This window comes from Amycolatopsis sp. NPDC101161 (assembly GCF_044768185.1).
Lineage (GTDB): Bacteria > Actinomycetota > Actinomycetes > Mycobacteriales > Pseudonocardiaceae > Amycolatopsis.
In genome coordinates, this window is the sequence record NZ_JBIWPI010000002.1 from 1367696 (window position 1) to 1391648 (window position 23953).

Genomic DNA, 23953 nt, shown 5'->3' on the forward strand with positions numbered 1-23953 from the left:
GTGCGGCCACTACGAAGTCCGCCGCCGGCGCGTGGCGGTGAGCCGCTCCACGCGCAGGCGATCGACCTCCGGCAGCTCGAGCGGCGGCAGCGGGTGCCCGGCCGTCCAGGTGAGCAGCAGATCCGCCAGCGCGGGGTTGCGCGCGAGCGCCGGGCCGTGCAGGTACGTGCCGACGACGTGGTCGGTCACCGCGCCTTCGGTGCCGTCGCCGTTGCCGGTGCCGCGCACGACCTGGCCGAGCGGCTCGCTGCCGGTGCCGAGCTTGCTGACGCCGAGGTGGTTCTCGAACCCGGTGAGCGGGGCGTCGTCCAGCAGCCCGGACGACGTCGCGATCAGTTCGGAGACCGCGCGCCGCTCGCCGGGCACGGTGGTCAGGTCGAGCAGGCCGAGGCCGTCGTGGTCGACGCCGTCGAGGCCGCGGAAGCGGGTGCCGAGCACCTGCAGGCCGGCGCAGACGCCGAAGATCACCGTCTCCGGGGTCAGGGCCCGCCGGTACTTCCGGAGGTGGGCCGCGGCCAGCGCCTGGGCGCCGTCCTCGCCACCGCCGAGCAGGTAGAGGTCCAAAGTGGACGGTACCGGCTCGCCGAGCGCGACCGGCACGACCTCCGCGTCGAGCCCGCGCCAGCGCAGCCGCTGGCAGAGGACCTGCGCGTTGCCGCTGTCGCCGTACGTACCGAGCACCTCGGGCAGCAGGAGTCCGATCTGGACGATCGAGTCACGCACCGGGCAGCCTGCTCACCAGGTCGCGGAAGGCGGTGTAGTTGGCGACCAGCTCGACGCCGCCGGGCGGCAGCGCGTCGATGGCGGCGACCGGGTCGGGCTCGGACCAGTGCGCGACCTCGGCGTAGCAGAGCCGCACGGCGAGGTCGGCGCCGCGCTCGCCGGTGACGACGACCTGGCGTCCGCGCAGCCGTTCGAAGTGGACGTCCCAGAGCCAGGACAGGTCGCGGCCGTCGGCCTCCTGCGCGTTGACGGCGACGATGACGGGGGTGTCCTCGTCGAGCACGCGCAGCGTTTCGACCCAGCCGGCCGGGTTCTTGGCCAGCATCAGCCGCACGGAGTGCCGCGAGCGGCGGATGGTCCGGTAGCGGCCACCGATGTCGGTGATGGTCCGCAGCCGCGCGGCGGCGGTGTGCGGCGGCACGCCGAGCCGGTGCGCGGCGGCGAGCGCGAAGGCGGCGTTGGCGCGGTTGGCGTCGCCGGGCAGGCGGAGGTCCAGGTCGACGTCGCGGCCGCCGGGGGTGTGGACGAGGTCGCCGTCGAGGGTCCAGGCGGGCTCGGGGCGGGCGAGGCCGCAGGAGCAGCTCCAGTGGTCCTTGGCGTGGGTGATCAGGCCGTCGCAGCGCGGGCAGGCGGTCGAGTCGCCGGTCCAGCGCCGTCCGGTGCCGACCCAGAGCTGCTTGTCGGCTTCTGTCGCCGCGGAGGTGACGAGGATGTCGTCGGAATTGGCGACAATCGTGGTTTCAGGATGGTTCTTGATCGCTTTGCGCAGGTCTCGTTCGGTCGAACGGACCTCGCCGACGCGGTCGAGCTGGTCGCGGCTGAGGTTGAGCAGCACGAGAACGGCGGGGTTCAGCTGGTCGGCGACCCAGGGGACGTAGGTTTCATCGACTTCGAGAACGGCGTAGGGCGCGTCGGGGCGCGCGGTGAGGGCGGCGAGGACGCCGTCGGGCATGTTGGCGCCATCGCTGTTGGCGGCGACCTCGGCGAGGGCTTCGAGGGCCTTGCTGATCATGAGCGCGGTGGTGGTCTTGCCGTTGGTGCCGGTGACGAGCACGACGGTCCGGTTCCGGCCGACGCGCTGCAGGGCTTTCGGATCGAGGGCCAGCGTGATGCGGCCGCCGATGACACCGCCGTTGCCGAGGCCGGAGCTGCGCGAGAGCCAGGCGGTGAGACGCCCGGCGGACACGGACGCGCGAGTACGAAGGGGGCTGCGGGCAGTCACCGGTCGGATGGTGCTCGCCGGGCGCTGTGAGTTTGCTGAGTCCGTGACTCGGGCCACCGGCGGGTGGGTGGGTCGCGGGTGGGGTCGCCGAAACGTCCTGAATGAGTCGTTCGGGACCTTGCTGCGACGCCCGGGCGAAATGAACGAGTTGTCATGGCGTTGATGCCTTGCGCCGCCGAACTCACGCCCTCGCACGCGGGTTCGGCTTGGCGCTGTCGCGGCCGAGCCGAGCCGCGGCAGCGCCGGGCGGGCGGGCGGGCCGAGCAAGGCCGAGCCGCGCCGGGCCGGCAGAGCCGGGCGGATCGAGCCGCGCCGGGCGTCTTGAATGATCCATTCCGGCCTTCGGATGTCCCGCATGAGCCATTCGCGACCCGGGCCAAGAACAGCCTCTACTCCCTTCACAACCCATTCACGAATCTGAACACCCCAACTGTCGAACTCGTCGAACGAACCCGTCAACGCCTCCGCAACCGCCATAGGTAGGAAACTTAACCATCGGAGGTTGTACCAATTAGCGTCCACAAGTAACCGCATTCTCCCTGAGACGTTTCAAGATCTTCCGCACATACATCGGAGGTGTTACCGTCCAACCCCACCCAGCGGAAATGCGTACCGCTGAGCGGAAACCGGGAACGTCCAACGGAGGGCAGCGTGGGACCGGAGCGCGGGCTGGAGAACAGCGGAACTCTCGAACGCGGGCTCGCGGTGCTCGAGCACGTGGGTCGGCACCAGGAGATTTCCACCAATGCGATCGCGCGGCAACTGGGGCTTTCCCGGAGCGCCGCCTACCGGATCGTCGGCACCCTGAAGAGCCTCGAATACCTCGAAGCCGACCAGGTCACCGGGCGGGTGCGACTCGGGACTCGGCTCGTCGAACTCGGGGCGCGGGCCATGGCCGCCACTGATCTGCACCGCTGTGCGCCGCGGTACCTCGCGTCGCTCGCCGAACGGTCCGGGGAGACCACCTACCTCGCCGTTCCGGACAACGACACCATGGTCTACGTCGCCACCGAACGCAGTGCCAGCGCCGTCACCCTCGCCTGCCGGCTCGGCACGCGGCGACCGCAGCACGCCACCTCGCTCGGGAAAGCCTGGCTCGCCGCGCTGCCCGAAGCCGATCGGGCCGAGCGCGTGCGGCGCATGAAACTCGACTCGCTCACGCTCAAGACGATCAACGATCCCCTGCGCCTGCTCGACGACCTCGCCCGGACCAGCCGTCGCGGGTGGGCGATCGACGAGGTCGAGAACGAGCCGGACGTCGGGTGCGTCGCCGCCGCCGTGCGCGATCACTCCGGACGGCCCATCGCCGCCATCAGCATCGCCGGGCCCGCGCCGCGCGTGCTGCGCCGGCTCGACGAGCTCGGGGCCTCCGTCGCCGGGACCGCCGCCGCCCTTTCGCTGCGGCTCGGCTACGTCCGGGGGCAGCGGGGATGACCTGGCTCCAGGACTACCAGCCCGCGGGCGGCCTGTGGCTCTCCGCGCTGCTCGCCGCGCTCCCGATCGTCGTGCTGCTGGTCGCGCTCGGCGTCGTCCGGCTGTCCGCGCACCTTTCGGCCGCGCTCGCGCTGGTCACCGCGCTCGGCGTCGCGCTGCTGCTGTACCGGATGCCGGCCGGGCTCGCGTTCGACGCCGCGGCCATGGGCGTGGTCTTCGGCGTGTGGTCGGTGGCCTGGATCGCGTTCCACGCCGTCTACTTCCACAACGTCACCGTCGCCACCGGCCGGTTCGACGCCATCAAGCGCGTGCTCGCCGGCTTCAGCGAGGACCGGCGGCTGCAGGCGCTGCTCATCGCGTTCGGCTTCGGCGCACTGCTCGAAGGCGTCGCGGGCGGCGGGTCGCCGATCGCGATCACCGCGGCGATGATGGCCGCGCTCGGGTTCCCGCCGGTGAAGGCCGTCGTGCTGGCGCTGCTGGCGAACACCGCGCCGGTCGCGTTCGGCGGTCTCGGCAACCCGCTGATCGTGCTCGGCCGGCTGACCGCGCCGATCATGCACCTCAAGCAGGACCAGGCGACCGAGCTGTTCTCGGCGGCCGTCGGCCGCCAGGTTCCGGTGCTGGCGCTGATCATCCCCGCGTTCCTGGTCGTCGTGCTCGCCGGCTGGAAGCGCATGCTCGAGGTGTGGCCCGCGGTGCTGACCGCCGGGCTGGCGTTCGCGGCCATGCAGTTCGTCGCGTCCAACTACATCAGCGCGAGCCTCGTCGACGTCCTCGCCGCGCTCACCGCGATGGCCGCGCTGTGGGTCCTGACGCGGTTCTGGCAGCCGGCGTCGGTGTGGCGGTTCGAGGGTGAAGAAAGCGCTGTCAAGAGCCTGGGCGCGGCGCAGTCCGAACGCGGCGCGCTCTACGCGTGGATGCCCTACATCATCCTGATCCTGGCGATCTTCCTGTCCCGGATCGGCACGATCTTCAAGAACCTCCCGGCTTGGCTGGACCTGACGAAGCTGCTGCACAAGGCCGACTGGATCTTCGCCTGGCCGGGGCTGCACAACCACGTCGTCCAGCACCCGCCGATCACCGCGAAGAACGCGCCGTACGCGGCGACGTTGACGGTCGACTTCCTGTTCTCGCCGGGCACGGTCGCGCTGATCGCGGCGGTCATCGCCGGCTTCGCGATGGGCGCGCGGCCGAAGCTGCTGCTCAAGACGTACCGCGAAACGCTGTTCCAGATGCGCTGGGCGCTCGCGACGATCTTCATGATCCTGGCGATCGCGTTCGTGATGAACTACTCGGGCGCGACGCAGACGCTGGGCCTCGCCCTGGCGACGACCGGCGCGGTCTTCCCGCTGTTCTCGGCCTACATCGGCTGGCTGGGCGTGTTCCTGACCGGCTCGGACGCGTCGACGAACAGCCTGTTCGGTCCCATGCAGGTGATTTCGGCCCAGCAGCTGAACCTCAACCCGATCCTGGCCGGCGCGACGAACACGTCCGGTGGCGTGATGGGCAAGATGATCTCGCCCCAGAACCTGTCGATCGGCGCGACGGCGATCGGGCAGAGCGGCAAGGAAGGATCACTGCTGCGGCAGACTTTCCTGTGGTCCCTGCTGCTCACGGCGGTCGTCGGCGTGATCTCCCTGCTGCAGGCGACGATCCTGACGGCGATGATCCCGTCGCCCTAGGCTGGGCGGCATGAGTGCTGACGGTCTGGCGTCCTTCGGGTACGAACTGGGTCTGCTGAAACGCGTCCGGCGGTCGGGCTGGTGGCACGCGGGGGTCCGCGACCCGGAGTCGGTCGGCGAGCACAGCCTGCGGGCCGCCCAGCTGGCGGCGCTGATCGCGGCGGAGGAGGGGGCGTCGCCGGAGCGGGCGGCGTTCTTGGCGGTGTGGCACGACACGCAGGAGACCCGGACGGGTGACCTGCCGCTGACGGCCGTCGACTACTTGGAGAAGCCGCAGCCGCGGGCGATCACGGCCGACCAGACGGCTCACCTGCCCGACCGGTCACGCGAGCTCGTGCGGGACGCCGTGGACGAGTACGAGACCCGCGAGTCGGCGGAAGCGTTGTGCGCCAAGGACGCCGACAAGCTGGAGATGCTGCTGCAGGCGCTGGAGTACCGGGACGTCGGGGTGCGTCGGGTCGACGAGTGGATCGAGTCGGCGCGGAAGGGACTGACGACGGAGACCGCGAAGCGGATCGCCGAAGCCGCGTTGACGCTGTCGCCGATGGCCTGGCGGAACCCAGGACCGGGGCGATGACGACCGCTTCGAGCCACGCCGGCGCGGTCAGGTTCACGCACACCGCCACGGCGAGCACGGGCAGCGGCAGCAGGATGGCGTCGCGGAACTCGCTCTCCGCCTTGAACCGGCTGTACTCCGCGAACAGTTCGGGCTTCGCGACGATCAGCCGCGGCGACACGTGCAGGACCTCGCGCACCGCGTCGATGGCGATCCGGTCGACCTCGTGCGGGTTGACGCCGCGCGGTGTGGCGTCGGAGATCTGCTCCTGGCGCTGCCGGTGCTCCTGCCGGATCCGGCCGCGCACGCGCTCGACGGTCCGGCCGCTCACCGGCCGGAACACGGCCAGCGGGCCGCCCGGCAGGTGATCGAGGTCCGCCGCGGTGAGCCGGTGCAGGTAGGCCTGGCTCAGCCGGCCGAACGTCCCCGCGACGAGGCTGCCCGTCACCTCGCCGATCAGCAGGCACAGCACGCTGATCGCCGCGAGCCGCCCGCCCGTTCCGAACAGTTCCAGCAGCTCCACCGCCGGTTTGGCCAGCAGCCCGGCCGACGCCGGGTGGTAGTGGCCGATCAGCAGCCAGCCGGCGCAGAACCACAGGTACCCCGCGACCAGCGCACTCCGGACGTCCCGGAAACCCGGCAGCAGCGAGGCGAGCACGGCGTCAGCTGCTCACCGCCGTCGCGCGGTCGAGCAGCAGCGCCCGCTCGCGCGCGTTCTCCGTCATCTCCGCCGCCCGTCTGAACTCCTGCTCGGCCTCCGCCGTCCGGCCCAGCTTCTGCAGCAGGTCGCCGCGGACGCTCGGGAGCAGGTGGTAGTCCTTCAACGCCGGGTCGTCGGCCACCGCGTCGACCACCGCCAAGCCGGCCGCCGGGCCGTTCGCCATCGCCACCGCGACCCCGCGGTTCAGCTCGATCACCGGCGACGGCTGGAGCTTCCCGAGCCCCTCGTACAACGCCGCGATGCGCGCCCAGTCCGTTTCCGAAGCCGTGCGGGCGCGCGCGTGGCAGGCCGCGATCGCCGCCTGGGCCGAGTACGGGCCGTACGCGCCGTCGGCGATCTGCTCCGACAACGTCAGCGCCGCCAGACCGTGCTGGATCAGGAACCGGTCCCAGCGGCTGCGGTCCTGGTCGAGCAGCAGCACCGGCTCACCGTTCGGGCCGGTGCGGGCCTTCGACCGCGACGACTGCAGCTCCATCAGCGCGACCAGGCCGTGCACCTCGGACTCGCCAGGCATCAGCCCGGCGAGGACGCGGCCGAGGCGCATCGCCTCTTCGCACAGCGCCGGGCGCATCCAGTCGTCGCCGCGGGTGGCCGAATAGCCCTCGTTGAACACCAGGTAGATGACCTCCAGCACGGACGACAGCCGGGCGACGCGCTCGTCGCCCTCCGGCACCTCGAACGGGACCTTCGCCGCGGCCAGGGCTTTCTTCGCGCGCACGATCCGCTGCGCGATCGTCGACTCGCGGACGAGGAACGCGCGCGCGATCTCGTCCGTGGTCAGGCCGCCGAGCATCCGCAGCGTCAGCGCGACGCGGGCCTGCGTGTTCAGCACCGGGTGGCACGCGACGAACAGCAGGCGCAGCAGGTCGTCCTCGATGTGGTCGTCGAGGGCGGCGTCGAAGTCGGGCAGGACACCTTCGCCGACCCGCTCGCCGCGGCCGACTTCCTCGAGCTTCTCCGCGTACCGCTCGTTGCGGCGGAACTGGTCGATCGCGCGGCGCTTGGCGATGGTCATCAGCCACGCGCCGGGGTTGCGCGGCACGCCGGACTCCGGCCACTGCTCCAGCGCCGCGACGAGCGCGTCCTGCGCCAGCTCCTCGGCGAGCCCGACGTCGCCGCGGGCCATGCGGGCCAGGCCCGCGATGAGCCGCGGCGACTCGATCCGCCAAACCGTCTCGACCGTCCTCTGGGCGTCCGCAACCGTCACCCGGCCATTCGACAGGGTGATCGGGTGCGGTGCAACCCACTACTCGGCGATCGGCCGGATCTCGATGACACCGCCTCTCGCGTCGGGGTTCGGCGCGCGCCGCATCAGCGCGACGACGTCCTCGAGGGATTCCCCGTTCAGCACCCAGACCCCGGCGACGAGCTCCTTCGATTCCGCGAAGGGGCCGTCGATGACCTTCGGTTCGGCGTCGCCTTCGAAGAGGACGCGCACCCCCTCGGAACTCGGCGTCAGGCCTTCGGCGAAGACGATCCGGCCGTCGTCGAGCAGCTGCTCGTTGAACTTCGACATCGTCTCCAGCTCTTCGCGGCTGGGGCCGACGCCCGCTTCGGACTCCGGGGTCGACTTGACCATCACCAGGAAACGCATCACACCTCCCCCGCGCTCTGCGCGCGAAGCCGTCCCTCCAGCTCCTCGACCTCGGGCGTCATGTTCTCGAAGTCGGACGCCTCGGCGACGCGCCGGATCTCGACCACGCCGGCCTGGCCGTCGGGGTTCGGCATCCGCTTGATCCACTCGACGCACTCGTCGCGGTCGCGGCACTGGAGGATCCAGAACCCGCCGACGAGCTCCTTGGTCTCGGCGAACGGACCGTCGACGACCTTGGGGGCCTCGGTGCCGGAGAACACGACGCGCGCGCCCTGCGAGCTCGGCGTGAGGCCCTCGCCCGCGAGCAGGACGCCGGCCTTGACCAGCTCTTCGTTGAACTTCCCCATCTCGGCCAGCAGCTCGGCGCTCGGGCCGTGCCCGGCCTCGGACTCCTCGTTCGCCTTGACGATCACCATGAACCGCACCGCGGTCTCCCTTCGTTCGTTGCTGCCTACGCGTCGAACGGCCGCGCCCCGGATCGACAGCGTCCGCCAAAAAACTTTCGCGCCGGAAAAGTAGCAGCTCAGGCCCGGTCCGGGCGGGCAATTCGGACAGGGGAGAATCGTCAGCCGTGGCGGTACTCCCCGACGACCTCTCCTCCGCGCTCGACGACGAGCTGGCCCGGCACCCGCTGCCGCGGCTGACGCAGTCCGTCGACCGGCTCAGCACGCGCTACCGCCAAGGTGACGCGGCGACCTCACCGATCCTTTCCTCCGAAGCCGACGTCGCCGCGTACGCCGGCTACCGGATGCCGGCCACCTACGCCGCCGTACACGCTGTGCTCGCTGAAGCCGCTTCGCGCGCGCCCGGCTTCGAGCCGCGGACCCAGATCGACGTCGGTGGCGGCACCGGCGCCGCGGTCTGGGCAGCGGCCGCCGTCTGGCCGTCGCTCACCCGGTGCACGGTCCTGGAGCAGGTCGCCGGGGCCATCGGGCTGGGCAAGCGGCTCGCGGCGGGCGCGTCGCTGCCGGCGGTGCGGGACGCCGAGTGGCGGCGCGGGTTCGTCGACCCGGCCGCGCCGGCGCCGGACGCCGACCTCGTGACGCTCTCCTACGTGCTCGGCGAGCTGCCGGACGCCACCCGCGCGGACGTCGTGCGCTGGCTGGCCGGCTCGGCGGGAACGGTCGCCCTGATCGAGCCGGGGACACCGGCGGGGTACGAGCGGATCCGCGCCGCCCGCGCGCAGCTGATCGAGCTGGGCCTGCACGTCGTCGCGCCGTGCCCGCACGACGCGGCGTGCCCGATCGTGCCCGGCGAGGACTGGTGCCACTTCGCCGCGCGGCTCCCCCGCTCGGGCCTGCACCGGCGGCTCAAGGCGGGCACGCTCGGCTTCGAGGACGAGAAGTTCGCGTACGTCGTCGCTTCGCGGTCGGCGCCGGAGCGGCCGGACGCGCGGATCATCCGGCACCCGAAGAAGCACAAAGGCTGGGTCGCGCTGGATCTCTGCACGGCCACCGACGGGTTGACGCCCGGCGTGGCGGTTTCGAAGAAGCAGGGCCCGCGCTACCGAGCGGCCCGCGACGCGGAATGGGGGGACGGCTGGTGACGGTCATCGCGGAGATCAGCATGTCGGCGGACGGGATCGTCGCGGGGCCGGACATGAGCGCGGAGCACCGCCTCGGCCGCGACGGCGAGCTGCGGCACAAGTGATTGGTCGGAGGCACGGAAGCCGCCGGCGCGCCCTCGGTCCGGTTCCTAGACGGCACCGCCGCGTTCGCGACCGGCCGGACGTTATTCGCGCGGCCTAGGCCGAGGACGGCCGCCCCAAGGCAGCCCCCGCCCTCTCCGGGGGTCCGGCCCCGCATCCAGCGTATCGGTGGGGCCCGACAAAAGGCCCGGAAAGGCCGTGCAGGGGCTCGGTTGTCCACATCTCGACCCGGCTGTGGACAACACCGGTGGGCGGCACGACGTTGCGGCAGTACCTGCTGGCGGGGCTGGTCGACGAGCTGCGGCTGCACGTGGTCCCGCTGCTGTTCGGAGCCGGAGTCCGGCTGTTCGACGCCGAAGTCGGGGCGCACGTGAAGTTGGAACGCACGGCCGTCGAGGAGACGCCGAACGCGACCCACCTGACCTTCCGGGTCCTGAGCTAAGGCATCCGGACGGTCCGCAGGAACGCCGGCAGCAGCCACGGCCGCGGCCCGCCGATCCGCACACCGCCGCTCAAAACCGCACGAACTCGGGAGATCCGGCCGAACATCATCGGCACCAGCACCGCCGGGTCGAACGTCAACCGCACGTCCGCCGTGCCGTCCGGTTCCTCGAACCGCAACCGTCCGTGCTGCAACGCCAGCACCGAAGGCGACGTCAACGCCGAGCGGAACTCGACCGCGATCCGGCGCGGGGACGGCGTCGCGTCGTCGAGCAGGCGGCCCATGTCGTTGCGCACCATGCCGAACAGGAACAGCTCCAGGAACAGCGCCTCGTGCGCCGCCGGGATCGGCCACGGGCGGCGGACCGCGCGGGCGATGTCCAGGCCGTGGACCAGCATCTCGTTGACCAGGTGCGCGAGCACCCCGGCGACCGGCACGCGCGAGCCGCCGAGCCACCACACCGGCTTCTCCGGGTCCAGGTCCTCGCTGACCAGCAGCACTTCGGCGATGTCCGCGCGCAGCCGTTCGGCCAGCCGGACGGGGTCGCGTTCCGGGTAGAGCTCCAGTGCCAGCGCGTTCATCCGCGAAATCGTGTCGACGCTCGCCGCGTTGATCGGCTCCTCGAGGCCCGGCAGCGGTAGCGGACCGCCGTCGCCGCGGATCATCGCGGTGTACATCAGCGCGATCATCCCGACGTGCGACGCCGTTTCGGCGATCGTCCACTCGCCGAGCGAGGTCGCGTGCCCGTACCGCACGCCGGCCACCAGGTCCGCGAACCGGGCGCCGGTCTCCGGCAGCGCCGCGCGCACCGCCTGCCACTTCTCGAGCGTCACGGGTTCGACGGTAGGAGCCCGGACGCCCGTCCCGGATCTCCCAAGGTGCGGTTATCTTCTGGGCATGATCCGGCTCCTGCCCCGGTCGACCCGGTGGCGGGTCGCCCTCTTCGCCGCGCTCGCGACGGCGCTCCTCCTCGGCCTCGGGGCGTACTGGTTCGTGTCGACGCTGCAAGGCCCGCTCGAAGACAACGCCAGGGCCCGGGCGAGCGACAAGGTCGACACGCTGCTCGCCCTGCTGGACTCGGGGGTCGCCCCGGCCGACGTGCCGCGGCAGTACGCCAAGGGCGGCGGGTACCTGATCAGCCGGGAAGCGGCCGACTGCTCGCTCGGCCGGGCGAAGCGGTTCGCCGACGACGAGCCGGTCCGGGTCTACGCGCCGGACTGCGTCATCGTCCAGCCGTTCGGCTTGGACGACCAGCTCTACAGCACCGCGCGGACGAAGGACCGCCGTTACGCGGTCCTGGCGGCAGAGCAGGTCGACCCCCTCGGCCTCGAAACCGTCGCCACCGCCGAGCGGATCCTCTGGGGCGGGGTGCCCGCGGCCGCGCTGCTCGTCGGCGGGGTCGCCTGGTTCGCCGTCCGGCGGTCGCTGCGCGCGGTCGGCGCGATCCGCGCGGAGGTCGACGGCGTGCGCGCGGGCGACCTCGGCCGCCGCGTTCCCGTGCCGGACTCCGGCGACGAGATCACCGAGCTCGCCGTGACGATGAACGAGATGCTCGGCCGGCTCGACCGGTCGGTGCGGCGGCAGAGCCAGTTCACCGCGGACGCGTCGCACGAGCTGCGCACGCCGCTGGCCTCCCTGCGCACCCAGCTCGAGGTGCAGCTCGCCCACCCGGATCGCCTCGACTGGCGGCGCAGCTGCGAAAACGCCGTGCTCGACGTGACGCGGATGGAGACGCTCGCCGCGGATCTGCTGCTGCTCAGCAAGCTGGACGCGGACCAGCCGGCCGGCTCGGAACCGGTGGCGCTGGCGGACTTGGTGACCGCGCACGTCGCCGCGCGAGTCCCGTACGACGGCCTCGAGCTGAACCTCGAAGCGTCGCCGGTGGTGCGCGGCCACGCCGGACGGCTGGAGCGCGTGCTGCGCAACCTCGTCGACAACGCCGAACGCCACGCGAAGAGCCGCGTCACGATCACGCTCACCGCGTCCGGCGGCGAGAGCGTGCTGACGGTCCAGGACGACGGGCCCGGCATCCCGGCCGAAGAGCGCGAGCGCGTCTTCGACCGCTTCGTGCGGCTGGACGCCGACCGCGCGCGGGAGGACGACGGCGGCGCCGGACTCGGCTTGGCGATCGCCTCTGGGGTCGCGCGCTCGCACGGCGGCACCCTGCGTGTCGCGGACAGCACGTCGGGAGCGCTCCTGGAGCTGCGGCTTCCGCTTGCCTGAAGACGTCTTCAGCTTGCTTAAGCTCCGGTTCAGCGTGGCCCCAAGAGCATCCCGCCATGCTGATCGACTTCGCACCGGTCCAGGTGCGTACGCGCACGGTCCCCTTCTTCGTCGCCGCGGTCGCCTTCGCCGGGTATGCCGCCTGGTCGCTGCAGCGGTTGCGGACGTTCGACGCGAGCGGCTTCGACCTCGGGATCTTCGAACAGGTCGTCCGGTCGTACGCCCACGGGCACTGGCCGGTGGCGGACCTGCTCGGCGCGGGCGCGCCCGCGCTCGGCGACCACTTCCACCCGATTCTTGCGCTGCTGGCGCCGTTTTACCTGCTCTGGCCGTCCCCGGCGTGCTTGCTGGTCGCGCAGGCTTTCCTGTTCGCGCTGTCCGCGGTCCCCGTGACGCGGTGCGCGGTGCGGGTGTTCGGCACTCGCCGGGGCGCGGTCGTCGGCGTGGGGTACGTGCTGTCGTGGGGGTTGCTGTCCGCGGTGAACTTCGACTTCCACGAGGTCTGCTTCGCCGTCCCGATGGTGGCGTTCGCCGCCGAGCACCTGCTGCGCGAACGCTGGCGGGCGGCGGTCTGGTGCGCGCTGCCGCTGGTGCTGGTCAAGGAAGACCTGCCGTTGACCCTCGCCGCGGTGGGTGTCGTGCTGGTGCTCAACCGGCAGCGACGGCTCGGCTGGGCGGCGATCGGCTTCGGCGTGGCGTGCTCGGTGCTGCTGTTCCTGGTGGTCCTGCCGGCGCTGAACCCGGCCGGGGTGTACGCGCACGGCGGCGGCTTCGCCCCGTTCGGCGGCGCGATCGTCAAGGTCTCGATGCTGCTGGCGCTGCTGGTGCCGACGGCGTTCGCGGCGCTGCGGTCGCCGCTGCTGTTGCTGGCGGTGCCGACGCTGCTGTGGCGGCTGGTCTCGGCGAACGACCGCTACTGGGGCCTGGGCTACCACTACAGCGCGGTCCTGATGCCGATCGTGTTCCTGGCGGGCCTGCACGGCGCGCGTCGAGCGGCCCGGCTGCTGCCGGCGTGCGCGCTGGTCGCCGGGCTGGCTTCGCTGGGGTTGCAGGCGGCGCACCTGACGGACGGGGTGTGGACGCCGTCGCAGCGAGCCGGCATCGACGCGGTCTTGGAGCGCATCCCGTCCGGCGCCACGGTGCTGGCGTCGAACCGGCTGGCCCCGCGGCTGACGTCCCGCTGCACGGTGCTGTTCTTCGACGGCGTGACCGCGGAACGGCCGGAGTGGGTGGCGGTGGCCCGCCCGGAACAGTCGTGGCCGACGACGCTGGCGACGAAGGCGTTCGCTTTGGGCGAGCTGGAGGACACGGGGTATGCGCGCGTCGAGGAGACGGACTCCGTCGTGCTGCTGCACCGTGAGTAGAGGGGCCGCAGCGGTAACCGGCCAGTCGGGGGGCGTGCCGGCCGGTTACCGCCGCACGAAGAAAGAGGGAGCCCCACGCCAAGAATGACGCGCGGCCCCCCGCTTCACCCGATCGAGTGACGACTGGGCCGGGTCGGCGAGGATGCCGTCCGCGAACCCGGCGGGATTGGGTCCGGCCCTCGCGCCCGGCCGGAAGCCCCCGAGACAGCTCCGGCCCCTCCCACGGCCAGAGCCACCCCGGGGCCCGCGTCAAGCCGGGTCGGCGAGGATGCCGTTCACGTACGACCCCGGGTGCGTCGCCGCGTCTTGGCGCAGCACCGGCAAGTCCGCCGGCCACCGAGCGGTGAGTGCGGAAGTCGAACCCGGCGGGATCGTGTTCAGCTTCGCCGGTGTCCACGTCGGCTCGCCCGGCGACGGCTTGACGACCGTGATCGTCGCCGAGGCCGTCGTGCCCGGCGTCACCTCGTTGTACTTCACCCCGTTGTCGATGCGCGGCAGGTGGTACACCGGGCCGAACGTCGCGTCGTCGGGGCCGACCAGGTCGACCCCTGGCACGCCGTACAGGCCGCACGTGTGGTCCGTCTTGTTGCGGTACGTCAGCGGGATGTCGTACTGGCCCGGCGCGTCGTTCTTCTCCGCCGGCTTGCCCAGCAGGACCTCCAGGTCGGCCGTGGCGCACCGCGGCGTCGCGGTCGACGCCGCCGCGACCCCACCCCCGGACCCGCCCGCCGGAGCCTGAACGGCAGCCGGAGCAGCGGCCGGAGCCGTCCCGCACGCCGCCAGCGCGAACGCGCCCGCCGCCGTGCCGATCCCCATCAGAATGCGCTTCACGTGGGTTCCCCTCCCCGAACTCAGTTGCCGACCGGCGTGACCTGGACGGCGTCGCCCTTCACGGCCGCCCCCGCGGGCCACGCGACGCTCACCGGCTGGCCGAACGGCCCGGTCGGCAGGTCGAACGTCACGAAGTCCGGCGCACCCGACGGCGCCGCCGCCGAACGCTGGATGATCCGCGACTCGGCCGGGTGCCCGTCGCGCAGGTTCACCGGCAGCGCCTCGCTGCCGTCCGGCGTCGCCGAGACGGCCAGCCGCTGTCCGCCGGCCAGGAAGGACACCGCCGTCGGCGCGCCTTCGAGCTTGCAGTTCGTCGTCGGCGACGACGCGGTGTAGGTGAGCACGTAAGCCTCGTGCCCAGCCGCGTTCGACGGGTCCGGTGCCACCGACACGCGGACGTCCGAAGCCCCGCACGGGTGGTCGCTCGGCATGGCGTTCGCGGCCCCCGCCGCCAGCGCGAGTCCCCCGGCCACCAGACCCCCGGTGAGCAACGCGGTCGCAGTGCGCTTCATGGTCGTCCTCCCTCGTTCCGTGATCAACTGGACTCACCGGTAGAGATGCCCACGGGCCACCCGGGGATGCGCCGGGATGGGGTCGATCACCGGAAAGCAACCTCGGTGAACCCCAAGCGTCAAAAGGAATGTCAGCTGCGGCCGAAGCAGACGAACGGCATCAGCGGCTCCGCGTGAGCCGCGTCGGCCAGGGCACGCGCAGGGGGCGTGCCCGCCGACAGCGCGCGGTGGTAGGCCAGCATGACCCCGCCCGCCGTCCGGTCGTCGACCCGCGCCACGCTCGACACCACGGTCCGGCTGCCGCCGTAGAGCAACGCCGCCGTGAAGCCGAGGACCTCGTCGCCGGCCCGGACCACCGTCTGGCCGACGTCGCACGACGACAGCACCACCTGCTCCGGCGCCGTCGAAAGCTGCTGGACGTCGTAGGCCATCAGCGGCCCGTCGGCCAGGTTGAGCCGGGAGAACAGCACGTTCTCCTGTTCGTGGTGGCCGTGCGCGGCGAAGTGCGCGAGCCGGCAGCCGTCGAACGCCTTGAGCGTCGCCGCGACCGTCGCGTCCGGCCCGGTCAGCACCTCGGCCTCCGGGTAGAGCGGCGCCAGCGACGAAACCTCGGTCTCCGCGTGGGTCAGGTCCGAGCCCGCGACCAGCAGCGGCGCGCCGGCCGCCCGGCGCGGACGGCGGCCCGCGTCCAGCCACGCCGAGGACGACGGCGTGACCGTCACCGGGCGCCCGCGCAACGTCGGCAGCAGGCCCCACGGGATGGCCGAAAGCGCGCCGGTCGGCACGACGACGACGTCGAGGTCGCCCAGCCGGGAAGCCAGCGGCGCCAGCAGGATCGAGTCCAGCGCGGTGACCTGCGTCCGCACCGAGCGGCGGATGACCTGGTCGAGCTGGGGCGGCAGCTGGCGCCCGCACAACGCGTCGAGGTCGCTGTGCAGCCGCGCGACCGGTTCGGCGACGGCCGACGCCGGGCCCAGCTCGATCAGCGCGACCCGGTGGTTCGCGATCACCTGCGCGCACAACGCGCCGTGGTCGGCGAGGAAGCAGACCATCGCGCTGCCGGTTTCGGCGAGCTCGTCGCCGACTTCGCGCAGCTTCGCCTCGGGGTGGTCGACGTCGGTGCCTTCGGCCTGCCAGCCCTTGGCGCGGATCTCGCGTTCCAGCGCGGCGCACCGCTTCGCGGCCTGGGCGTCCGGTTTCCCGGACAGCTCGCCGGCGCGGATCTGCATCGAGAGGTACCGCAGCTCGGCGACGGCGTCGACGGTCTCGGGGTGCGCGGGCGGGCGCACCGGGCGGAACCGGAACGCCTGCGCGCGCGAGCGGTCGAGCCACCGGAACACGACGCCGGGCGAACGCTGGGCGAGCGCGGCGGCGAGGCCCGCGTCGGCGAGTTCCTTGCCCAGCGACGTCGTGCCGGTCAGCAGGTCGATGCTGCCGAACCGGCCGCGGTGGCGCTCCAGCTGCGTCAGCCCGGCGCGCGCGTTCGCGAAGGTGATGCGCCGGTCGCCGCTCGCGGCCCCGAGTTCGGCCAGCGCGAGCCGGCGCACCAGCCGGTTTTCCAGGGGTGCGGCCCGGCGGTCGCGGGGAGCGATGCCCGCCCGGGCGCGGTCGAGGTCGCCGAGGGCGATGCACGCGCGGGCGGCCAGCAGCGCCGCGATTTCGGCGTCGTTGCGCAGGCCCAGCCCGGTGAGCCGGTCGGCCAGCGCGGTCGCTTCGGCGGCGACGCGGGCGATCCGCCGACCGGCGGCGTAGTCCGCGCGCAGCACGGTCAGCTGCGCGACCGCGGCCCAGGTTTCGTTGCCGCGACGGCGAAATCTCCGTTCCGCGCGGCCGGCCCAGCTCCGCGCGGTGGACGGCTCGCCGCTCGCCAGCGCGGCCAGCGCGCGGGTCAGCTCGGCTTCGGCGTGCTCCTGGTTCATCCGCAGCCGCGGGAACTGCTCGAGGGCGGCGTCCAGTTCGGCCGCGGCTTCTTGGGGCAGCCCGGCGGCGAGCAGCGCGCGGGCCTTGTCGACGGCCAGCACCGGCAGCATCCCGACGCTCTGTTCGGCGTAGAACCCGCTCGCCGCGTCGAAGTCCCGCAGCGCGCCCGGGATGTCGCCGGTCAGGACGCGCGCCTGCCCGCGGCCGTGCGCGGCTTTGGCGAAGATCCGGGCCAGGCCCTCTTCTTCGGGTTGCCCGGCGCCGATCTGCTCGCACTGGTCGAGGTCGGCGAGCGCGAGCCGGACGCGGCCCGCGTACTGGTGCAGCATGGCGCGGTTGAGCAGCGTCCGGGCGAGCACGACGAACTCGCCGGCCTGGCGCAGCAACGGGATCGCTTCGTCGAAGCAGACCAGGGCTTCGTCCATCCGGCCGATCAGGATGAAGACGAGACCCCGTTGCTGGCGCAGGATCCCGCGCCCGGCGTCCGAGACGAGGACGTCGGCTTCGTCGAGCAGGGCCAGGCCGCGGGTGCTGTTCCCGAGCGCGGTTTCGACGGCGGCGTACGTGCCGAGCACGCGCGTGGCGAGATCGGTCCAGGCGGGCCATTCCGGCGGCGGTTGCGTGGCGGGCAGGCCGAGCAGCCTTGCGGCGGACCGGATCAGCCGCCCGCCGACGACGGGCTGGCCGTTGTTGGTCGCCGCGACCGCACGCCGATGCAGGTCGCGCACCCGGTCTTCCGCCCTCGGCGACGCGACCACAGGCTGCCCTTCCGGCCGGGGCCGTCCCCCTCGGCCGAGAAGGACGTCCCGGATCGTACCTCCGGGCCGTGGCGGTCCGGGGGTTTTCGCCGGGTGGACAGATTTTCACTTGTGGGCGCGGCAACCGGGCCGCTTCCGCCCTACAGCTCGACGGCCGGCGTGCTCACCGTCCTCGACCGCCCCAGGGTCCGCACCAGCACCTGGACCATCCCGTGCGGCACGCCGCTCACCGCGAACCGCCCTTCGGCGTCCGATGTGGTCGTCAGCGGGCCGCCCGCCGTGCGCACCTCGATCGGGTGCTCCGCCGGCGGGGTCAGCCAGCCGTCCAGCCGGATCGTCCCCCCGGGCTCGGGGCTCACGTTCACCATGATCGTCAAGCTCTCGCTGTCGAACGTGATCAGCCGGCCCTGCTCCGCGGCGCTTCGCGCGACCGCCAATCCCTCCTGTTCCCGGATCCGCATCACTTCGAGGTCGACGTCCTCCAGCTGGATCGCGAACCGGATCTGGTCCACCAGCGTGGCGGGCATCGGGTCGGCGTCTTCCCACAGCTCGCGCAATCCGGTCAGCAGCCGGAAGTCGAGCTCGTCCAAGGGCTCGTTCGCGCCGGGTGGTTCGACGGTGGTCACAGCCAATCTCCTTCGCCGTTGGCGAGTAGCTGCTCGCGCAGGCGCGCGAGGCAACGTCCCCTGGTCGGGCCGATACTCCCCCTCGGCATTCCCAGCCGGGCGCCCACTTCGGCGTAGTCCGGCCGGTGCACGAACGCCACGATCCGCAGCAGGCTGCGGCAGCGTTCGGGCAATGCGTCGACCGCGCGCCACAATCGCGCGCGCTGGTCGTCGCGCAGCACCCCCTCCTCGGGTGCCGGTGACGCTTCGGTCAGCCGTTCCGGAAGCTCCGGCAACGGCCGTTCGACCTGGCGTTTTTCCCCAGCCCGCCAGGCCTCCCGTTTGGTCACGGTGATCAGCCAGCCGGTCAGCGCGACCGGCGAGCGGATCTCCGCGAACGAGCCGAGCAGGCGCAGCCACGTCGTCTGCACGACGTCGCCGGCCTGATCGGCGTCCAGCCCCTGATCGCGCGCGACCTGCCAGAGCAGCGGCGTGAGCAGGGAAACCAGTTCGTCCAGCGCCGCGCGGTCGCCCGACCGCGCGGCGTCGAACAGGGCCGCTACCCGGCTGTGATCGGTCTTGGCCACGTTCACAGCGAGCCCAGCGCGGTCCAAGCGCGCTTGACGACGGTGTCGCGGTCGACCGTGGCCAGGTCGCCCGAGTGGAACAGGGCCTTCGCGATCTCGGCGGCGGCGAGCGGCGCCGCGAACGACGTCCCGTCCCAGACCGCGAAGCCGGCGCTGTAGTCGTCCGGGTCGAAGGAACCGCGGCCGGGCAGCTCGTGGTCGGCGGCCGCGCTGCCGCGGACGTCGTCCGGGTACGTGCTGACGACGCCGGCGCCCGTCGCCCAGCAGCGCACCCACGGGCCTTCGTTCGAGAACAGCGCCCGGCTGGTGCCGACGTCCGGGTTGAGCGCCCCGACGCTGATCACCTGCGGGCCGCAGCCGCTGCCGAGCGGCTGGTCGGCGAACGCCGCCGGGTAGAAGCGGCGGGTGGTGGCGTCGTTGCCCGCGGCCGCGACCACCAGCACGCCCAGGGAGAGCAGGTCGGCGATCGCCGCGCCGAAGAGGCCGGTGAACACGACGTCCGCCGGGTCTTCGACGTAGTAGCCCATCGAAATCGACACGATGTCGACCATGTCCTCGGGCCGGTGGTTCGCCTGCGCGTTCCGGACGCGGTCGGCCAGCAGGTGCAGCGCCAGCAGCACGTCGGCCTCGTACGCGACGCCGTCGCTGTGCACGACGCGGATCGCGAGGGTGTCGGCTTCGGGGCAGGCCTGCCGGATGATGCCGGCGATGAACAGGCCGTGCCCGGTGTCGGTGTCGATGTCGCCGATCAGCGGCTGGCCGGTCGTCGGCGCGTCCCAGTAGTCCGCGAGCAGCTGCGTCGGCAGGGTGCTCGACGCGAGCTCGGCCTGCAGGATCGCCGCCTGGATGTCCGGGGCGACGGCGAGGCCGCTGCCGGCGGGCGGCGGGCCGCTGCGGTCGCCCAGCCCGAACCAGCGGTGCGGGCCGATGCCGGTGTCGAGCACGGCGATGACCGGCCGCCGGTGCGCGGGCTTCTCGCTGCGGTAGGGCGGGTCCGCGGCCAGCGTCACCGGGATCCGGTTGACGCCGTGGGTGCGCCCGTACGAGCTGCCCGGGCCGAACCCGCTGGTCTCCCACGGCGTGCCGCCGAGACCGCTGGTCTCCCACGGCACCCCGCCGAACACCGGCGAGGTGAACAGCAGGTGCTCGACCGACACCTTCGCGACGATCTCCGGGTCGATCTCGGGCTTCTCGCCCGACGCGGCCGAGCGCAGCAGCTGCAGCGCCTTCCAGCAGTCGACGACGACGGGGTCGGAGTCCTCGCGGACGTTCAGCAGCGCGCGGGCGGGCAGGTCGTCCAGCTGCCGGGCGCGGGCGTAGCCCTTCGAGTCGCCGCCCTGGTCGGCGGGGACGGCGTAGACGCCGATGCGGGCGAGCACCCGGTTGATCGCGGCCAGGGTCTCCTGGTCGCGCAGGTACCGGTTGGGGAGCAGGAAGGTGCCCGGCCGGTACACGGTCGTGCGCGGGACCGGCTGCCCGGCGGCGACGACCGCCGTGGCCGGGTCGAGCACCCGGGCGCCGTGCCGGTCGAGCAACTGCCTGGGCGGGGTCGGGAGCTCGTTGAGCGTGCTCGCGTCCTCCGCCGCTGCTTCCGCGGTCTCGTCCCGCACGAACTTGACGACCATCGGGTCCACCCTCCGCCATTGATCACTGATGGCACCCGGGAAAGACCCGTGGGCCGCCACTGGGATACGACACCAACATCACGAATGGGTAACGACGACGGCAAACGGGTGAAGACGTATCTGACGGGCCCTGCTCACCCACTTGGCCCCCGGAAGTCACGAATGCATTCGGGGAGATCAGCATGGTTGTGCTCCGGTCGAGCGCGCAGGAGGCGGAACGGCCCGCGCCGACCCGGGGGCTGGGTGGCCCCTTCACCGCGGACCCGGCCACCGGCGGCGGCTGCTTCGCCGTACCGCTCGACCTGCCGCCGGGTCCCGGCGGCGTCGCGCCCGCGCTGGCGCTGCGCTACACGACCGGCGCGCCGAACGGCGTCTTCGGCGGCGGGTTCGCGCTGCCGCTGCCGCACGTCCGGCTGACCGACGGCCGGGCGGGCTCCGGCGCCGAGGGCAAGCTCGTCCGCCGCGGCGACGGCTTCGTGCTCACCACCCGGTCGGGGGTCCGGCACCTGCTCGGCACGACCGACGGCGGCCGGTCCGCCGGCACGGCCTGGTACCTCGAACGGACCGAGGACGCGTTCGGGAACGCCGTGGACTTCAGCTGGGCGCACCACAGCGGGCAGGCGTACCTCGCGCGCGTCTCCTACGGCCCGTACGAAGTCGACTTCACCTACGAGGAGCGGCCGGACGTGCTGCGCTGGGGCCGCAGCGGCACGCTTGTCACGACGGCGTTGCGCTGTTCCCGCGTCGACCTGCGGGTGCCGGCCGACGCGCGGCCGCTCGTCCGCCGGTGGCACTTCGGCTACGACGAGGACGACGTCACCGGGTCTTCGCTGCTGACGTCGGTCGCGCTCACCGGGTTCGACGCGCACGGCGCCGAGGTGGCGGCGCCGGTGCTGCGGCTGGCCTACGCCCGCGCGGAACCGCCGGCGCCGCGGCGGATCCACGTCGCCGCTCCGGCGCGGGCCGGCGGTGGGAGTGGCGGGGTGCTGCTGCTCGACGACTCCGTGCCGTCCTACTCCCTCGACCCCGCCGACCTCCCGCGCACCGGGCGGCTCAGCGAGATCGACAACGGCCTCGGGCTGCTCACCTCGGTCGAGTACGCGACCGTCGAGACGGTCCCGGTGGTCCGGCGCGTCACGCGGCACGAGGCGGTCACCGGGCAGACCGGCGTGACGGAGTTCGCCTACCACAACGGCCGGTTCCCCGGCTTCGGCCGCGTCGTCCAGGACGAGCTCGGCGACGAGTACGCGCCCACGCTGCGGACCGTGCGCTGGTTCGGCGACGGCGGCCTCCTCGACAAGGAGGAGGTCTACGGCCTCGACGGGTCCGCGCTGGAGGACCGGCCGTACCTCCGGGTGGAGCACGCTCGCCGTCCGAAGTGGACTCGCTCCGTGGCGGCCGACTTCGAGCGGCACGAGCGGCCGGTCTCGGTGACCACGACGGAGACGGACTTCGACCCCGTCGGCAACCCGGTCCGGGAGGTGCGGACCGTCAAGCGTCCGGGCCGCGAGCCGGTCATAAGCGATACCCGCACGACGTACGCGACCGCGCCCGAGCGCCGGTTCAGCTCCCTGCCCGCGCGCGTCCGGACGGTGGACGGGAGCGGGAAAGTCGTGTCGGACACGGTGTTCCGGTACGACGAGCGGCCCGACGGCACCGCCGGGTCCCACGGCCTGCTCACCGCGCGGGAGGAGCTGGCGCTCACCGACGCGCTCGTCGCCGGCGTCTACGGCCCGGTCGTGCCCGACTTCCGGCACCACGGCTACCACCGCCGTCCCGGCGAGGACGGCTGGTGGGTGACGACGTTCCACGGGCGGCTCGACACCGTCGCCGGCCTGCGCACCACGACGACCGGGCCGCACGGCCACACCCACGAGGTGCGGTACTCGGCCGACCGGTGCTTCCCCGAGGTGTTCTCGGACCCGCTCGGGAACGTGACGGCGACCCGGTACGACGTCCGCGTGGCGCGCGTGCGCGAGGTGACCGATCCGGCGGGGGCGGTGACCGCGGTGACGCACGATCCGCTGGGGCGCCCGGAAACCGTGGTGCGGCCGGGTGACTCGGCGGACCTGCCGACCGTCCGGTACCGCTACGACGGGGCCCGGGTGACGACCGAGCAGCGTGCGGTGTCCGGCGAGGCCGAGGTGCTCGTGACGTCGGAGCTGCGGGACGGCGCGGGCCGGCTGGTGCAGCGCCGGCACGCCGAGCTGCTCGGCGACGTCGTCGACGAGCAGCACGAGTACTGCGCGCGCGGCCTGCTGTGCCGGACGAGCCGGGCGTTCCGCGCCGGCGATCGGCCGGAGACCTTCGAGGAGTTCCGCTACGACGCGCTGGGCCGTCCACTGGGGACGTCCACATCGGACACACCGTCGACGGTCGTGCGGGACCTGCTGGGCCGGGAGCTGCGCGGCGCGGACGGCGTCGTGCACGCGAGGGACGCCGCCGGCAACGCGGTCGAGACGCGGACCGCGAGCGGGCACACGGTGTACCGCGTGCACGACGCGGCCGACCGCGTGGTCGCGGTGCTGGTCGACGACCCGGGCGGCACCCCGGTCACGACGTTCACCTACCACGACGGCGGGCTCCCGGTGCCGCTCGAAGCGGGGCCGCACAGCTGCGGGCGGCTCGTGCGCGTCGCCGACGAATCCGGCGTGACGCTGTTCGGCTACGACCCGCTCGGCCACCCGGCCGAGCGGCGCTGGCGGCCGGCGCACATCGCCGTCGAGTACCGGCTGGACGTCACCCGCCGGGCGGACGGGCGGCTGTCCGAAGTGGTCTACCCGGACGCGGGCGACGGCCGGCTGACCGTCCGCCACCAGTACGACGAGGTCGGACGACTGGTGAGCGTGCCGGGGTTCGTCGACGCGGTCCAGTACGACCTGCGCGGCCGCCGGACGGCGGTGCACTACGCGAACGGCGTCAGCGAGCACTTCACGCCGGAGCACGTCGTCCGGGGCCCGGACGGCCTGCTGCGGTCGATCGCCCCCGGGACGCCGGCGGAACCGCGGCCGGGCAGCGAGATCCGGGACGCGTTCGACCGGCTGCGCGGGGTCCACGGCGACGACGGCGTCAACGCGCTGTACGGCTACGACCACACGGGCCGCCGGGTCCGCACGCTGATCACGAACGGCACGCACATCCACGAGGTGCTGACCCCGGACGACCTGTACGCGATCGAGGACGGCGACTTGGTGGTCGTGGTGGCGGGCACGGTCCGCCGCCACGCGGACGGCCGCCGCGAGTACCTGCACTTCGACGAGCGCGACGAAGTCGCCTTGGTCACCGACGAGCACGGCGCGGTCAGTCGCGCCGGTAGTAGTGGCCGTTGACGCCGTCGTACCGGCCGCCGCTGCGGCAGCACCGGCGAAAACCTCCGCCCGGAACCGCAGGGACACGGGTCGTTGCCACCGAGCTTCTCGACGAGTTCGGTGTCTTCGCCGACCGTGCGGTCGCCGCGTTTGACGCGGGTCTCGCTAGAGGGAACCCCCGGCGGCGCTTGCTCGTCG

Annotated in this window: 21 protein-coding genes; 9 read left to right on the forward strand and 12 right to left on the reverse strand. The window is 72.8% G+C overall.

What is annotated here, in order from left to right; translation table 11 throughout:
- Positions 1 to 9: 9 nt before the first annotated feature.
- Both ACIRSS_RS17750 and ACIRSS_RS17755 read right to left on the reverse strand, forming a co-directional pair.
- Positions 10 to 723 carry a type 1 glutamine amidotransferase gene (locus tag ACIRSS_RS17750; protein ID WP_400896030.1) on the reverse strand — a complete coding sequence of 238 codons (714 nt, stop codon included), beginning with the start codon at positions 721 to 723 and terminating at the stop codon, positions 10 to 12.
- Complete coding sequence (locus tag ACIRSS_RS17755) at positions 716 to 1909, reverse strand: MurT ligase domain-containing protein (protein ID WP_400896032.1); 1194 nt, start codon at positions 1907 to 1909, stop codon at positions 716 to 718. Before ACIRSS_RS17755 ends, ACIRSS_RS17750 begins: the two co-directional genes overlap by 8 nt.
- A 687-nt stretch (positions 1910 to 2596) precedes the next feature.
- Here ACIRSS_RS17755 and ACIRSS_RS17760 point away from each other — a divergent pair.
- The 4 genes from ACIRSS_RS17760 to ACIRSS_RS17775 are packed head-to-tail and all read left to right on the forward strand — an operon-like array spanning position 2597 to position 5985.
- Complete coding sequence (locus ACIRSS_RS17760; protein ID WP_400896034.1) at positions 2597 to 3379, forward strand: IclR family transcriptional regulator; 783 nt, start codon at positions 2597 to 2599, stop codon at positions 3377 to 3379.
- The gene (locus ACIRSS_RS17765) at positions 3376 to 5061 is read left to right on the forward strand and encodes an L-lactate permease (RefSeq protein WP_400896036.1); all 1686 of its coding nucleotides are present in this window, start codon (positions 3376 to 3378) and stop codon (positions 5059 to 5061) included. The genes ACIRSS_RS17760 and ACIRSS_RS17765 overlap by 4 nt, the downstream gene beginning before the upstream one ends.
- Before the next feature lie 10 nt (positions 5062 to 5071).
- A complete protein-coding gene (locus ACIRSS_RS17770) occupies positions 5072 to 5638 on the forward strand; it encodes an HD family hydrolase (RefSeq protein ID WP_400896038.1) in 567 nt (188 codons plus the stop codon).
- Entirely contained in the window at positions 5635 to 5985 is a 351-nt protein-coding gene (locus ACIRSS_RS17775) for a hypothetical protein (RefSeq protein WP_400896039.1), read from the forward strand. Before ACIRSS_RS17770 ends, ACIRSS_RS17775 begins: the two co-directional genes overlap by 4 nt.
- Before the next feature lie 294 nt (positions 5986 to 6279).
- On the opposite strand, the gene ACIRSS_RS17780 is transcribed toward ACIRSS_RS17775, so the two are convergent.
- The 3 genes from ACIRSS_RS17780 to ACIRSS_RS17790 are packed head-to-tail and all read right to left on the reverse strand — an operon-like array spanning position 6280 to position 8357.
- Entirely contained in the window at positions 6280 to 7545 is a 1266-nt protein-coding gene (locus tag ACIRSS_RS17780) for an RNA polymerase sigma factor (protein ID WP_400896041.1), read from the reverse strand.
- 39 nt (positions 7546 to 7584) lie between these two features.
- The gene (locus tag ACIRSS_RS17785; protein ID WP_400896043.1) at positions 7585 to 7932 is read right to left on the reverse strand and encodes a YciI family protein; all 348 of its coding nucleotides are present in this window, start codon (positions 7930 to 7932) and stop codon (positions 7585 to 7587) included.
- The gene (locus ACIRSS_RS17790) at positions 7932 to 8357 is read right to left on the reverse strand and encodes a YciI family protein (protein WP_400896045.1); all 426 of its coding nucleotides are present in this window, start codon (positions 8355 to 8357) and stop codon (positions 7932 to 7934) included. The genes ACIRSS_RS17785 and ACIRSS_RS17790 overlap by 1 nt, the downstream gene beginning before the upstream one ends.
- A 146-nt stretch (positions 8358 to 8503) precedes the next feature.
- Here ACIRSS_RS17790 and ACIRSS_RS17795 point away from each other — a divergent pair, with 146 nt between their 5' ends.
- Positions 8504 to 9478, forward strand: a complete 975-nt coding sequence (locus ACIRSS_RS17795) for a small ribosomal subunit Rsm22 family protein (RefSeq protein WP_400896047.1) — start codon at positions 8504 to 8506, stop codon at positions 9476 to 9478.
- Between the two features lie 349 nt (positions 9479 to 9827).
- Positions 9828 to 10022: a dihydrofolate reductase family protein gene (locus ACIRSS_RS17800; RefSeq protein ID WP_400896049.1), complete on the forward strand. Its 195-nt coding sequence runs from the start codon at positions 9828 to 9830 to the stop codon at positions 10020 to 10022.
- On the opposite strand, the gene ACIRSS_RS17805 is transcribed toward ACIRSS_RS17800, so the two are convergent.
- Positions 10019 to 10855 (reverse strand): maleylpyruvate isomerase family mycothiol-dependent enzyme, encoded by an 837-nt coding sequence (locus ACIRSS_RS17805; protein WP_400896051.1) that lies wholly within the window; start codon positions 10853 to 10855, stop codon positions 10019 to 10021. The genes ACIRSS_RS17800 and ACIRSS_RS17805 overlap by 4 nt on opposite strands.
- 64 nt (positions 10856 to 10919) lie before the next feature.
- Here ACIRSS_RS17805 and ACIRSS_RS17810 point away from each other — a divergent pair, with 64 nt between their 5' ends.
- Complete coding sequence (locus ACIRSS_RS17810; protein WP_400896053.1) at positions 10920 to 12245, forward strand: sensor histidine kinase; 1326 nt, start codon at positions 10920 to 10922, stop codon at positions 12243 to 12245.
- 56 nt (positions 12246 to 12301) lie between these two features.
- On the forward strand, positions 12302 to 13609 hold the full coding sequence (locus tag ACIRSS_RS17815; protein WP_400896055.1) for a DUF2079 domain-containing protein: 1308 nt from the start codon (positions 12302 to 12304) through the stop codon (positions 13607 to 13609).
- A gap of 249 nt (positions 13610 to 13858) precedes the next feature.
- On the opposite strand, the gene ACIRSS_RS17820 is transcribed toward ACIRSS_RS17815, so the two are convergent.
- The 6 genes from ACIRSS_RS17820 to ACIRSS_RS17845 all read right to left on the reverse strand — a co-directional run bounded on the left by ACIRSS_RS17820 (position 13859) and on the right by ACIRSS_RS17845 (position 20447).
- Positions 13859 to 14425: a DUF4232 domain-containing protein gene (locus ACIRSS_RS17820; protein ID WP_400897518.1), complete on the reverse strand. Its 567-nt coding sequence runs from the start codon at positions 14423 to 14425 to the stop codon at positions 13859 to 13861.
- Positions 14426 to 14460: 35 nt separating this feature from the next.
- Positions 14461 to 14952 (reverse strand): DUF4232 domain-containing protein, encoded by a 492-nt coding sequence (locus ACIRSS_RS17825; protein ID WP_400896057.1) that lies wholly within the window; start codon positions 14950 to 14952, stop codon positions 14461 to 14463.
- 131 nt (positions 14953 to 15083) lie between these two features.
- Positions 15084 to 17600, reverse strand: a complete 2517-nt coding sequence (locus ACIRSS_RS17830; protein ID WP_400896059.1) for a CHAT domain-containing protein — start codon at positions 17598 to 17600, stop codon at positions 15084 to 15086.
- Between the two features lie 170 nt (positions 17601 to 17770).
- Positions 17771 to 18256, reverse strand: a complete 486-nt coding sequence (locus ACIRSS_RS17835) for a hypothetical protein (protein WP_400896061.1) — start codon at positions 18254 to 18256, stop codon at positions 17771 to 17773.
- Positions 18253 to 18828 carry an RNA polymerase sigma factor gene (locus tag ACIRSS_RS17840; RefSeq protein WP_400896063.1) on the reverse strand — a complete coding sequence of 192 codons (576 nt, stop codon included), beginning with the start codon at positions 18826 to 18828 and terminating at the stop codon, positions 18253 to 18255. The genes ACIRSS_RS17835 and ACIRSS_RS17840 overlap by 4 nt, the downstream gene beginning before the upstream one ends.
- Entirely contained in the window at positions 18825 to 20447 is a 1623-nt protein-coding gene (locus ACIRSS_RS17845; protein WP_400896065.1) for a S8 family serine peptidase, read from the reverse strand. The genes ACIRSS_RS17840 and ACIRSS_RS17845 overlap by 4 nt, the downstream gene beginning before the upstream one ends.
- 182 nt (positions 20448 to 20629) lie before the next feature.
- On the opposite strand from ACIRSS_RS17845, the gene ACIRSS_RS17850 reads away from it, so the two are divergent.
- Positions 20630 to 23776, forward strand: coding sequence for a SpvB/TcaC N-terminal domain-containing protein (locus ACIRSS_RS17850; protein ID WP_400896067.1), 3147 nt, complete (start codon positions 20630 to 20632; stop codon positions 23774 to 23776).
- The last annotated feature ends 177 nt before the right edge of the window (positions 23777 to 23953 follow it).

Bases quoted from the DNA above. Each gene is read 5' to 3' on its own strand.
- ACIRSS_RS17825 (WP_400896057.1), bottom strand. From the start codon at position 14,952: ATGAAGCGCACTGCGACCGCGTTGCTCACCGGGGGTCTGGTGGCCGGG.
- ACIRSS_RS17765 (WP_400896036.1), top strand. From the start codon at position 3,376: ATGACCTGGCTCCAGGACTACCAGCCCGCGGGCGGCCTGTGGCTCTCC.
- ACIRSS_RS17845 (WP_400896065.1), bottom strand. From the start codon at position 20,447: ATGGTCGTCAAGTTCGTGCGGGACGAGACCGCGGAAGCAGCGGCGGAG.
- ACIRSS_RS17810 (WP_400896053.1), top strand. From the start codon at position 10,920: ATGATCCGGCTCCTGCCCCGGTCGACCCGGTGGCGGGTCGCCCTCTTC.
- ACIRSS_RS17820 (WP_400897518.1), bottom strand. From the start codon at position 14,425: ATGGGGATCGGCACGGCGGCGGGCGCGTTCGCGCTGGCGGCGTGCGGG.
- ACIRSS_RS17785 (WP_400896043.1), bottom strand. From the start codon at position 7,932: ATGCGTTTCCTGGTGATGGTCAAGTCGACCCCGGAGTCCGAAGCGGGC.
- ACIRSS_RS17775 (WP_400896039.1), top strand. From the start codon at position 5,635: ATGACGACCGCTTCGAGCCACGCCGGCGCGGTCAGGTTCACGCACACC.
- ACIRSS_RS17815 (WP_400896055.1), top strand. From the start codon at position 12,302: ATGCTGATCGACTTCGCACCGGTCCAGGTGCGTACGCGCACGGTCCCC.
- ACIRSS_RS17850 (WP_400896067.1), top strand. From the start codon at position 20,630: ATGGTTGTGCTCCGGTCGAGCGCGCAGGAGGCGGAACGGCCCGCGCCG.
- ACIRSS_RS17770 (WP_400896038.1), top strand. From the start codon at position 5,072: ATGAGTGCTGACGGTCTGGCGTCCTTCGGGTACGAACTGGGTCTGCTG.